This is a genomic window from Povalibacter sp., from assembly GCF_036520495.1.
Taxonomy (GTDB): Bacteria; Pseudomonadota; Gammaproteobacteria; order Steroidobacterales; family Steroidobacteraceae; genus Steroidobacter.
Window position 1 is genome coordinate 24,902 of record NZ_DATDJO010000068.1, and the last position, 11,738, is coordinate 36,639.

General features: G+C 61.0%; 13 protein-coding genes. 5 read left to right on the forward strand and 8 right to left on the reverse strand.

Annotated elements, in window-relative coordinates:
• The first annotated feature begins 26 nt into the window (after positions 1–26).
• Positions 27–629 carry a response regulator transcription factor gene (locus VIZ63_RS23355; protein ID WP_349261265.1) on the forward strand — a complete coding sequence of 201 codons (603 nt, stop codon included), beginning with the start codon at positions 27–29 and terminating at the stop codon, positions 627–629.
• 536 nt (positions 630–1,165) lie between these two features.
• Here VIZ63_RS23355 and VIZ63_RS23360 read toward each other — a convergent pair.
• Both VIZ63_RS23360 and VIZ63_RS23365 read right to left on the reverse strand, forming a co-directional pair.
• Positions 1,166–3,997, reverse strand: coding sequence for an ATP-binding protein (locus tag VIZ63_RS23360; protein WP_331612228.1), 2,832 nt, complete (start codon positions 3,995–3,997; stop codon positions 1,166–1,168).
• 333 nt (positions 3,998–4,330) lie between these two features.
• A complete protein-coding gene (locus VIZ63_RS23365) occupies positions 4,331–4,498 on the reverse strand; it encodes a hypothetical protein (RefSeq protein ID WP_331612229.1) in 168 nt (55 codons plus the stop codon).
• An 88-nt stretch (positions 4,499–4,586) separates the two neighbouring features.
• Here VIZ63_RS23365 and VIZ63_RS23370 point away from each other — a divergent pair, with 88 nt between their 5' ends.
• Positions 4,587–5,000: a UrcA family protein gene (locus tag VIZ63_RS23370; protein WP_331612230.1), complete on the forward strand. Its 414-nt coding sequence runs from the start codon at positions 4,587–4,589 to the stop codon at positions 4,998–5,000.
• A gap of 54 nt (positions 5,001–5,054) precedes the next feature.
• Here the strand turns inward: VIZ63_RS23370 and VIZ63_RS23375 are convergent, their stop codons facing one another.
• Complete coding sequence (locus VIZ63_RS23375) at positions 5,055–5,501, reverse strand: hypothetical protein (RefSeq protein WP_331612231.1); 447 nt, start codon at positions 5,499–5,501, stop codon at positions 5,055–5,057.
• Between the two features lie 321 nt (positions 5,502–5,822).
• Between VIZ63_RS23375 and VIZ63_RS23380 the strand changes: the two genes are divergently transcribed.
• Positions 5,823–6,233: a hypothetical protein gene (locus VIZ63_RS23380; RefSeq protein WP_331612232.1), complete on the forward strand. Its 411-nt coding sequence runs from the start codon at positions 5,823–5,825 to the stop codon at positions 6,231–6,233.
• 221 nt (positions 6,234–6,454) lie between these two features.
• Here VIZ63_RS23380 and VIZ63_RS23385 read toward each other — a convergent pair whose 3' ends face one another.
• The 5 genes from VIZ63_RS23385 to VIZ63_RS23405 all read right to left on the reverse strand — a co-directional run bounded on the left by VIZ63_RS23385 (position 6,455) and on the right by VIZ63_RS23405 (position 9,860).
• Positions 6,455–7,141: a hypothetical protein gene (locus VIZ63_RS23385; protein ID WP_331612233.1), complete on the reverse strand. Its 687-nt coding sequence runs from the start codon at positions 7,139–7,141 to the stop codon at positions 6,455–6,457.
• Positions 7,142–7,199: 58 nt separating this feature from the next.
• Positions 7,200–8,648: an ATP-binding protein gene (locus tag VIZ63_RS23390; RefSeq protein WP_331612234.1), complete on the reverse strand. Its 1,449-nt coding sequence runs from the start codon at positions 8,646–8,648 to the stop codon at positions 7,200–7,202.
• Between the two features lie 503 nt (positions 8,649–9,151).
• The gene (locus tag VIZ63_RS23395; RefSeq protein WP_331612235.1) at positions 9,152–9,304 is read right to left on the reverse strand and encodes a hypothetical protein; all 153 of its coding nucleotides are present in this window, start codon (positions 9,302–9,304) and stop codon (positions 9,152–9,154) included.
• Positions 9,301–9,522 (reverse strand): hypothetical protein, encoded by a 222-nt coding sequence (locus VIZ63_RS23400; protein ID WP_331612236.1) that lies wholly within the window; start codon positions 9,520–9,522, stop codon positions 9,301–9,303. The genes VIZ63_RS23395 and VIZ63_RS23400 overlap by 4 nt, the downstream gene beginning before the upstream one ends.
• 56 nt (positions 9,523–9,578) lie before the next feature.
• Positions 9,579–9,860, reverse strand: coding sequence for a hypothetical protein (locus VIZ63_RS23405; protein WP_331612237.1), 282 nt, complete (start codon positions 9,858–9,860; stop codon positions 9,579–9,581).
• 216 nt (positions 9,861–10,076) lie between these two features.
• Between VIZ63_RS23405 and VIZ63_RS23410 the strand changes: the two genes are divergently transcribed.
• Both VIZ63_RS23410 and VIZ63_RS23415 read left to right on the forward strand, forming a co-directional pair.
• The gene (locus VIZ63_RS23410) at positions 10,077–10,877 is read left to right on the forward strand and encodes a CHAD domain-containing protein (RefSeq protein ID WP_331612462.1); all 801 of its coding nucleotides are present in this window, start codon (positions 10,077–10,079) and stop codon (positions 10,875–10,877) included.
• Positions 10,878–11,021: 144 nt separating this feature from the next.
• A complete protein-coding gene (locus tag VIZ63_RS23415) occupies positions 11,022–11,696 on the forward strand; it encodes a phosphoribosyltransferase (RefSeq protein WP_331612238.1) in 675 nt (224 codons plus the stop codon).
• Positions 11,697–11,738 lie beyond the last annotated feature (42 nt).

An 11,738-nucleotide genomic window follows, 5' to 3' on the forward strand; every position in this document is an offset into this window, starting at 1 on the left:
GCGATATCCCGGATGTCATCACCGTAATGGCCGTGGACGATCATCCCCTGCTGCTCGACGGTATCAAAGCTGCCCTCAGCGAGCAGCCTGACATGAAACTGATCGCCGAAGTGATGAACGGCCGCGACGCCATCGAGCAATTCCGATTGCACCGCCCTGATGTCACGCTCATGGATCTGCGGATGCCGGGCATGGGCGGGTTGCAGACGCTTCGGGAGATCCTGACAGAATGGCCCGATGCGCGGATCGTGATCCTGACCACCTATCGCGGCGATGCGCAAGTAATGAGCGCACTCAAGAGCGGGGCCCGCGGATTCATGCTCAAGGGGATGATGCGCAAGGAACTTCGCGAAACGATTCGCTCCGTGTACGCCGGACGACGCGTGGTTCCTTCCGAGATTGCGTTCGAACTCGCGCAGCACGCCGGCGACGACGTCCTGTCGCCTCGCGAAGTACAAGTCCTGAGGGAACTTGCGCGCGGCAATGCCAATCGCGAGATTGCAGAGACCCTGAAAGTCACGGAAAGCACGGTGAAGGCGCACATGAAAAGCATCATCGCAAAGCTCGGCGCCAAGGACAGGACCCATGCCGTGATGCTAGCGCTCAAACGCGGCATCCTCGAAGTCTGAGGAGAACCGCGTGGTGAGGACATGGCACTGGGAAAGGCTCCGCCCGTCGCCTCGTCGTGTAGCTGATCGGCCTTTCGCGGGGACTCCGCGCCGACGTGGGTCGTCCCGCGCACGAACGGGTGGAATGTGCGCGCCCCGTGACAGCTGCCTCGACGAGCTGACACCCGTCATCTTCGTCGCGACGGGCGGAAACACTGTACATCCGATCGGCTATCGATCCTCCCCTTGCCGGGAGTTGCCGGACACCTGATCTGCGCCCTGCGCGAAGACCCGCTGGCTGCACACCAGGACGGTACGTTTTTGCGAGCGGGGTAACCAGTTACTCTTCGGGCCGTTCGAAGGCGCGTACACGCGCCACACTTCCTCTCGGCAGGACCTCATCCGATCGCCCTGACTCACGTCCTCGGCGGCATGCGGTGAGGTCCCGGCGAATCCAAACAGCAGACAACCTGCGGCCAACAATCGTTTCATTGCAATGCTCCTCTACGTCTTCCTGGAATGATCCGGGTCTTTCCGAATCATCCGGGAGAAGAGCATTAACAGGTGTGAACACTCGCTGGCTTCGCTGTTTCTTCCGCCAGCTGCCCGATCACCTGGCGTGCCGCCCTCAGATCGGCGGTGCCGAGCCCTTCGGTGAACATGGAATACACCGCAGTCAGCAGCTGTTGCGCTTCTCGCACCCGTCCCTGATCCTTCCACAAGCGTGCAAGACTCATCGACGCTCGCAACTCCCATGAGCGCGCGTGCTGACGTCGCGCGATCTCCAGAGCCCGAGTCAATAACGCTTCCGCGCATGAGAAAGCTTCGTGACCGCTGTCCCTGATCAGACGCTCGGCTTTCACCCGCAGGATCTCCGACGTGCACCAGCCACTTCGCCCCGCCTCTGCGCGCACCATCGCATCGCGACTGACGAGATCTTCCCGCAGCGATGCAAGGATATCGAGGTATTGCGAAGTGCTGAGCGGGTCCACGGACAATTGCAGTGACTCGATCGGCTGAGAACCGCAGGATGTGTTCACGATCATGCGCAGACAGTCCGCCCATAGCTCGTAGTACTCCAGCGAGTGAGCCGAGGCCTGCACGTGCAGGCGCTCGAGATACTCCGTGGCTGACACCGTATCGCCGCACCAGATCGCAATAGAGGTCGCAATCAGCAGCGTCGTGCATAGCATGCTCGGGTTGCCCGCGAGCAGCGCCGCCTCAACGCCCTGCCCCACGGCCTCGATGGCCTGATCCGGGAAACCTCGTAGCCACAAAGAACGAGCGATAACAGTGTAGATGTGACACTTCAACAATATCTCCGCAGGCCCCACGTTCGTTCCCGATGACAACGTGGCGAGCGCCCATTGCGCGTGCCGGCATGCCGATCCCTGGTCACCCGCGTAGCCCCACGCCAGCGCCAGCAGGCAATCCATTAGCGGGGATTCGTGAGGGCGCCCGTCACTGCCGCGTTCGCGAAGCGCAGCGGAGAGATTGATGGCGATTCGATAATCGCGCTTGATCACACGCTCGAACCAGAGACTCCACAATGCGCTCTTCTGCTCCGACCGGCCGTGATCGATCTGTTGTAACACCGTGAGTCCCTGCACGGGTGTTTCCTTCCAGCACCGTGAAGTTTGCAGAAACTCGCCGAGGCCGGACAGCAATGACCCTTCGCCGCCCCGCAGGATGTACGCGTACAGATCGGGCCAGACTGGTTGCTCCGGAGACTCCGCCGCGAGTACGAACTCGAACCACAGCGACATGAGGGTCAGCTTGACGCGCAGGGAACTGCCGGATGAGGCCCCGAAGCTCCATCGCGTCGCAGCTCTCAGATCGTCGATGCGCGGGCCGAACACACCAACCCAGTCAGCCCCGCGCCGCACGTGGCCGTGAATTTGCATTGCGCCGACTGAGCACCACATCCGTGCATGCCGGTGGCGAACAACATCCGCTTCGCCCGCTTCGACGAGCTTTTCGCGTGCATATGTCCGAGGCAGATCGAGCAGTCGATATGCAGCCGCCTCACCACGGGTATCGACTTGCACCAGAGATTTTCGCGCGAGACCCATCAGGCTTTCGAAGGCTGCGACCTCGGTCAGAGCGCTGTCGGCGACCGTCGCAACGGCGCAATCGACGTCGAACCAGCCTGCGAACACCGCCAGTCGGCGAAAGGTTGCCTGTTCGGCCAAGGACAACAGGCCGTAACTCCAGTCGAAAGTGTCTCGCAACGAGCGATGCCGGCGCTCCGCAGTACGGCGTCCGTCGATCGACAACAGCAGTTCATTCCCCAGGCTCCCCACCAACGAGCTCGCGCCGATCAATCGCACGTGCGCCGCCGTGATCTCCATGGCGAGCGGGTTGCCGTCGAGCCGCCGGCAGATCTCCGCAACCTGGCGCAACTCCTCGTCATTCAAGCCGACGCCGGCATAAGTTTCCGCCCGCGCCACGAACAGTTGAATGGCAGGAAAACGCAGCAGCGCAGCGCGCGTGTATGAACGATGTTCCGCCGGCACTTCGAGTGAGGCAAGGTCATGAACCGCTTCGCCTGCTGCTCGCAGCGGCTCGCGGCTGGTCGTCAGTATGTGAACTCTCGATGCGCTGCGCAGCACTGTTTCGACGAGCCGGGCAGCTGCCTCGATCACGTGCTCGCAATTATCCAGGACGAGCAGCAACGACCGCTTCGACAGACACTCGAGCACATGGGGCAAAGGATCCGCGGCTAGTGGCGCCACGCCAAGTGCTGATGCGAGCGCGTTAGCGACGAAACGAGCTTCCGTACTTGCAGCCAGGTCAACCAGGCATACGCCATGGGCATACCTCGCGGCGAGCTGCTGCGCGACTGCCATCGCGACAGTAGACTTGCCGCTGCCACCCGTGCCGGTGATGGTGACGAAGCGGTGTGCCGACACCTTCTCCACCAACGTGAGAATCACCTGCTCGCGCCCGATGACGGAGGTGATTCGTGAAGGAAGGGTGTGTACCCGGACCGGCGGCTCTGGCTCCAGCGGATCGCCGCCTTCGCGAGCTACAGCCTCATTCCGTCCCCGCAGCGGAGCGATGAAGCGGTAGCCGCGGCCGGTCACATTCTGAACATATTCGCCGGGGTCGGCCTTGCGCAGGCTCTTACGGAGCAATGCCACATGCACTCTCACCGTGCCTTCTTCTACGACAGTGTCCTGCCATACCCGCCGCAGCAACTCACGAGTACTGAGTATTTCGCCTGGGCTCCGCGTAAGTTCGAGCAGAATGGCCATGGCGCGCGCACCGATGGGAATCGACGCTCCGTCCTTGCGCAGATCGTATCGGATGCGATCGAGTTGAAACGGACCAAAGGCGATGATGCTGTCGCCGGGCAGCGGCCACGATTCGTTGCAGGTCGGAGTCATGTCAGGTCCGCGCATCGACGATCAACCCTTGCTTCAATCCACAGTGCGTCTGAACGATGACAAGCGGCGAGGCAGGAATGCATCCCGCCAGATGCTCACGAAACGATGCCGACGGCAGATATCGTGGTGAAGGCGGCAGCGCACGACTCGCCAGCGAGCCGAAGGCCCGCAACAATCTCGCTAACGCAGCCACACCAACCTCGACGCGTTCGCGGACAGCTGCGAAGCGCCTTGAACGATGAGCCACCAGCCTGCCCCTCCACTCGTGCACAGCATGCGTTGGCCCGGAGGCAACAAGTGTTAAGAGCTGGAAACAACCCGTCGTTGCAACTCTTACCAGACGCCATCAGCTCCAAACTGCGCAGCCTGGGCCATAACCAGACAACCCACACCTTGACTACGCTCCTCGATCATCCGCTCCGGCACGAACCTGCCCACCACGGTGGAGATGCCTGGCCAGTCGATTTCGTTCGCGAGTTCGTCGGGCAGCAACGTACGCATCGGCGATTGTTTGCTGGTTCAACCATAACAGTGCATCTGCAACCCTTCACCGCTCTTAACGGCGATTGAACATCACTCGACGCATTATGTGTCCGCCGAACGCGAGGTCGGCAACCGGGACACTGCTGATTTCAACCGAGGAACCATCGTGAACTTCCGAACGAAACGAAACTATCTCAGAGCGCTGTCAATAGCATGCACGGCGCTCGCTGCAGGCGCGCTGAGCACTATCAGCAGCCTCGCAAGCGCCAGGAACACCGAAGAGGTGACGGAGACCGTACGCTACAAGGATCTCAGCATGGAATCGCCAGCAGACCGCGCCGAACTGCGCGAGCGCATAGGCCGGGCTGCCCGTCGCGTATGCACGGTCGCCGCGCGCAACGATCGACCGGTGCTCTCATCGTATAAAAACTGCAGGGAGAGGGCTCTCAAGGACGCGCTGGCGAAGCTCGGCATTGAGGACGACGCGTTTGCGCCGGCGCGATCCGGTGACGATCGTTGACCTGCTGACGAACAGAAGCTGGCGGCATGCCGCCGCCAGCTTCCAGCGGCTGCCTCACCTCATCGAACGTGTTGGTCGATCGCGTAACAGCCTGCAGCGCCACACCACCATACACGCGAGACCGATCGGCATCGCTGTTGTGACGATATCGGCGAAGGTGTGATAGCCCTGATACATCATCACAGCAGCATAGGCCGCTCCGACGCCAACACTCGCGAGTCTCCATCGACCACTGAGGTGACCGAGTGAAACCAGCAACGCCACGCATACGGCGGAGTGAGCGCTGTAGTCGAGGCCGAGCGCCGGCCAGATTCCCGTGAATCGATCGATCGCCTGACCGACATATGCGATGCCCACACACATCACTGCGCCTGCGATTCGCGTCCCTGACGATGGACGTTGTATCCGATAGTCTCGCAGCCATGGCACTGACAGCGCCAGCAGTCCGAGCGTTGGATTGACCGAATCCGCGATGCAATCCAACAGTTCGTACGTCGTCATCGCTCATATATCCACTTCTGGCAACACGCACAGCATGCGGGCGAACACGACATTGGCGAATATCGCACAAACATCTCACGAGCAACGGGCTGCACCTGCGCGCCACTTCGAACATTCGCTTGCGCACGCGCCCATGCGCTGATGAACCAGGAGCACCGGCTGACTGCGCTCGGCTTATTTCCCCAGCCAGATCGATTCATCTGATGCCAGCGCAACCCCATGTCAAGACGGAAGTGATCTATCGCTCGTGTTTCACTCGATCAGTTGGCCGCACAGGCAGTTGGCCATCAGCATAAAGGTATTCGCACGCCTTGGCGGGGCATGACCTCAGCGATCATTGCCCGCGCGCTGTTGAAGTTCCACAAAGGTCGTATCGTCGCAAACCAGTACGCTGCGAACCTCGATCCGCGGCGGTGGAGTGAACCTGGGGTTGCCGCCCATCGATGGGACGACTACGCGCCACACTTCCGCGCGGCATCCATCCGTATCTGCTGCAACTGGGATCTCTTCCGCCTGAATGATCGTCCCCACCGGACTGAACACCGCGCACGCGGCTCCGACAACGCTCCACGCCCGCATGCGATTACTGATATTCATGACTGCTTCTCCATGGAAAGATTGGGTGAATCGCGAATGCAACCATCCGCGTCGAATACGCAGATCCTGCTCGATGAGGGCTTTAACAGGTGTGAAGTTCCGCCGCTGGGCAACGGCTCCGTCGCACGACCCTGACATGCGACTCAACAATCTACCGACGCCAACTGCTGAATCAGCTCTCGCGCAGCGATCAGCTCGGCGGTTTCGTACCCTTCGGTGAATGCAGGCACCAACCTCGAGCAGTTCATAGCGCGTGCGGTCCAACTGAAACGGGCCAAAGACCATGAGGTCGTCGATCGTCTCCGGCGACGCTTGATCGGAGCCATTTGTCATGTCGCTGGCCGTGCTCCAGAAGGTCAGCGTTCGACTTGCCGACAGTCGGTTACTACAACGGAGTCGGAAGCCGAGGCGAACCGCGCGAGGTATTCGTTGAGCTCGCCGATGTTCCCGAACGCGCCGTCGCTTCCGCGCGCCACTACCGCGCCGCCCGGTGTTCCTTGTTCAGAGAGGCACCGATCGCATTCTTCCAATCGCTTCCTGATATTCACCAGCATCCGGCCTAGCGTCAGTCGATCGTTGAACGCGTTCTCCCGCTCCTGACGCAGGAGCAGGCGCCGTTGCGAGAGTTTTCGGTTTGCGTCGCGCCCTTTGGGCTTGCCTGCGAAGCCATGCAGATCCATCCACACCTCGAACTTCCTCTCGACCTTGAGCCGGCGATCGATCAATTTGTCATAGACGCAGACCGCTGCTTGCAGATGCCGATACGCGACCGCCACGGAGTCGCGTTCTGCGTTGGACCCGGCACTGACAATTGCGAATGCTGCATGGGCCTTCCGGTATCGCTGACGCTCCTCCTCATACGCTGCTGCGAGCTGCGCGTGTTCTCGCTCGTGAAACTCGATGGCACCATCGAGATTGCTCAGCACCCTGTCACGACCGATCCACAGAGCTTGCCAGCCACTCATTGCGGAGTTCGAAAGCTGGATCCACGCCTTGTACGACAAGAATTTGTCAGGCGGATCGGGCAGCTCAGGTCGAAACATGTGTAGGCTTCCTCAAAGAAGACGCCGCCATGATGCCTCCAGGCAGTTAGAACAGGTGTTACGAGCTGCTTACTGAAATCTGTCGGTCCGACGACTGCCACAGACCGACAAACTTGCGGCTCTGCTCGACATTCGCCTCGAGCGATATGTTCGCTCTGCCGCCTTTGCTGAACGAGTTCTCCTGCGCCTGATGAAGCTTGCTTCGAGCATAGGCACGGGCCAGATCGTGCATTCCATACATGACATCCTGGCCGGAAGTATCCCTGACGAGGAGTGACTTCCGAGCCAGGTTAAGGAGAGATTTGACAACGACTCGACGCGGAAGATGCTCATTCGCGACGGCCGCCGCGGCACGACCAACGCTGAAGCGGCCGGGCAATTCCGACAAGCGTTGGAGAGTGGTTTGTTCCTCGTTCGTCAACAGGCCGCAGCTCCAATCGAGGCTGGCACGCAATGTCTGGTGCCGCAGATGAGACGTTCGCCGTCCCTCCATGGAAAGATACATTTCATCGTCAAGATCCACCGCGAGAGCCGTCAGGCCCGCCCACCGGCAGTGCCCCGCTGCGATCTCGATAGCCAGCGGATTGCCCGCCACACGCTGGCATATCTGCCCGACCAACAATAATTCCTGCTCATTGAATTCCGCACCTGCCCGCTCCACGAACAGTTGGATCGCTGGATAGCGCATCAATGCTTCGCGGGACCGACCATCCAATGCCGCCGGCAAGTCCAGGCCCGCAAGTTCATAGACAACCTCCGCGCTGGCGCGTAGGGGTTCGCGGCTAGTGGCAAGTACTCTCACCTGTGGACAAGCGCGCAGCACGCTTTCAGCGAGTCGCGTGGCGCTATCGACAACGTGCTCGCAATTGTCCAGCACCAGCAATAGCGACTGTCTGGCCAGGCAAGTCAGGACCTCCGTCTGAAGCGCGGCAGTCGCTGCAGACATGCCGAGCATCGCGGCAAGGTTGGTCCAGATCTGTTCCGATCGCTCGATTTGCGCCAGATCGAGGAAGAGAACTCCATCCGCATGGATCTGGGCGATCGACTCCGCACAGACGATCGCCGCTGTCGTCTTGCCGATGCCGCCGGGCCCGGTCACAGTGGTCAAACGACTATTCGCCAGGAGCCCCAGCAACTCACTTTTCGCCTGATCGAGCCCCAGCACGGACGTTATTCGCTGCGGAAGATTGCTTCTGCGCCCCGGCTGCGATGGCGGCGGTTTGTGCGTCGCCTGATCGAACAGTTGAATCACTGCATCGTCCGCGAAGCGACGCTGACGAACGACGGGCACGACGAATCGATAGCCCAGCCCGGTCACGTTGTGCACGTAGTCGTTGCCGGGATCCGCTTTTCTCAAGACTGTACGCAGCTGCGCCACATGGACGCGCACGGTTCCGGTCTCCACGACCACATTCGGCCATACGCGCCGGAGCAACTCACGATTGCTCACGATGTCGCCTGCTTTGTCGGTCAGCGCCATCAGAATCCCCATGGCGCGGCTGCGCACGGGGATCGTAGTGCCTCCCTTCGACAGAGTGCACGTGGTCCGGTTCAGCTGAAACGGACCAAATGCGACGATGCGCTCGTCCGCTGTCTGGTGCACTTCGCGCATGGTTTGGATCCTGGGCGCCGAATTGATGATTTCAGTGGCGCGCTCGCCGACGAAATTGTCTCGACCAGACGGCAAATCGTCGGAGCCTTCGCAAGGTGATGGATTCTTTCTGGTTGAGATCGACATGCAGACAAATCCCGGCGTGGAGTACTGCCCGGTTGCAGCATGTCGACGTTATCACCGATAGCAGATCCCTCAAATCTACTATCTACGTAGAGTTCTTTACCCCCAAAGAACTATGCTCCTTCGTGAATTCCATGAATCGGGGCCGGCCGAACATCGATCGAACTTCGTGGTCGTTTTGATCAGGCGACGCGTGGCATCGAAATGCGACACCGACCATTGGCTTTACGAACCGGGAAACGAGACCGACGCTCCAGGCGCCGGTCTCGAATCGTTCACTTCTTGTCCTTCACATGGTGGAACGTGGCGACAATGTGCGAGTCGCCCATCAGTGCGTGCTCCGGCGTAGCCTCGATCTTCCTGCCCGTGACGTCCTGGCAGTCGCCCGGATTGAGAATGGTTTCGTGGCCGTCGTACATCACCTTCATGGGGCGGCATCCTTCTCCGTCTTTACACAGATTCGATACTTCTTCGCCTCGCTTCCTTTGTGAATCGTCTTCGTTTCACTGCCAGTGAGCGCGATTTCACCTGGCGTCACAGCCGCCTTGATTTCGTCCACGGCAGCCGGTGTGTCGGCGTCAGCTATCGGGCCCGCGAACAGCGCAACCATCGCGAGCAGCAATGATGCTTTGAGATTGATCGTCATCTTTCTCTCCTCTTCTTGAATGAGAGCCGCCGATAGATTGCACCTGCCCGGCTGGTTCAAGAAGCAGGGATACTGCGAAGACATAGGTAATTTCGCGCGCCCGTCACATACGTGGATCGGTGCGATAGAACCAGTGCCTGGTCGCTCGGCAGCGGCGACATATGCAGCGGTAATGACAGCGAGGGTTGCGATGCGTCAAACACCCACAGCAGCAGCCCTGCGATCAGCGGCAGGAACGGCATGTTGCTCAGATTGGCGCTGGTGATCGAAAGAATGTACCTGAGCGTATTCGCAAACGTCTTGCGGCCTTCCTCGACACCGATCTGCTGTGAATTCACGCGATGGATGCACACACTTGCGGCGCACTCGATCGCACCATCAGCTCAGCGCGGGCGAGATTCGGCGCCGACCCGCACAAACCCCCAGCGGCCACGTAGATCCCCCGAGTGCCGGCGACTGCGAAAGACACATCCTGTCATCCGAAAGAGCGCTTCCCCTAACTGTCGACGCTCGCCGCAACCAGTCCCATGAAGTCTTCATCCCCTCAGATCGTCATGCATGCCTATCGGCAGCATGTGGAAAGTGCGGTCCGCGCATTGTTGCGCCCCGACGCGCTGGACCACGAAGCGGTCCACGAAACCCGCAAGAACCTGAAGCGTGCCCGCGCGGCCCTCGGCTTACTGCGCACCGGGCTGCCGACAGCCAACTACAAGAGTCAGAAACACGGCATCAGGAAACTGGCGAGCTCATTGGCCAAAGCGCGCGATGCGAAAGTCGTTTCCGACACCCTGGAGCATCTGCTGCGCGAGCAGCATGTGCATGTCAACGCTGGCGTGCGCGGCCTGCGCCAGGCTCTGCTGAATGAGCGTGACCGCGTCCCGGACGGCCTGTCTCGTGATCTTGTGAGTCTGGGGCGGGATCTGATGCGCGCCGCGGATGGCATCGCCCGCAGCGATACCAACCTGCGCCCACGCGACCTGCTGCGCGGGATGCGCAGGACCTGCCGCCGGACCGGTCGCGACATGAAACTAGCGAGCAGAAAGCGCACCGCCGCGACACTCCACCGGTGGCGTCGGCGAGTGCAGTGCCTGAAGTATCAGCTCGACGTGCTCCCGGCTGGCTCGCGCCTGCAGCGCAGGGTGCACAGAATCAGCGAACTTCTGGGCGTCGATCACGATCTGTGGATGCTGCGGCAGGCAATCCGAAAATTCCGCCGTGGCTATCCGGAGGATTCGCTGGCAGGAGACCTGGACCCGTTGGCGCGATCCATCCGGCGCAGGCGACGTCGCCTCCAGGCTCGTGCATTCGAGATTGGCAAAGACACCTTCGGGCGTCGCGCCAGACCCCAACCCTAAGCAGTACCCCCGACAGGCTCAGGGTTTCACGCGCTTTCGCCTGCGACTGCCGCGGCTAGACTGGTCGGGCCCGGATGCACACATTCATAGGCGCACGCGAAAACCATATCGCCGGAGCGCATGCTCTGCGCAGGTGTTCAGCACATGAACCGATTCGCTGATCGGACCTCTGCGGGGCGCGAGCTCGGGACGCTGCTCATCCACTATCGCGGACGCAGCGACGTCGTCGTACTGGCACTGCCCCGCGGCGGCGTCCCGGTGGCGTTCGAAGTGGCGCACATGCTCGATGCGCCGCTGGATGTGATCGTGGTCCGCAAGCTCGGGGCGCCCGGTGCACCGGAGTTTGCACTCGGCGCCATTTCGTCCGGCGGAGTAACAGTCATGAACGCCGAGGACATGGAACCGCCCCGACATTTGCGACAGCTCGCCGACGAAATCGCGGGACAGCAAACGGAACTGCGCCGGCGCGAATTGCTTTACCGGCAGGATCGACAACCGGTCCCGGTCCGGGGCATGACCTGCATCCTGGTTGACGACGGCGCTGCGACGGGCGCCAGCATGCGTGCTGCCGTCCGCGCCGTTCGCGAACTCGGCGCCGGACGGATCGTCGCCGCCTTGCCCGTCGCATCGGTGACTGCGCTTGCACTGCTGCGCAACGAAGCCGACGAAGTGGTGTGCACGATTCCGCCCCCCTACCTCGTGTCGGTCAGTGAGTGGTATCGGGATTTTTCTCAGACCGCCGATCGGGAAGTCCTGGAACTGCTCGATCGAGCCCGAAACCGATTGCAACATCCGCTCAGCAGTGCTGGCCATTCATGATGTCCGTACATGCGACTGCCTTTGCCATCGCGATACCCTGCG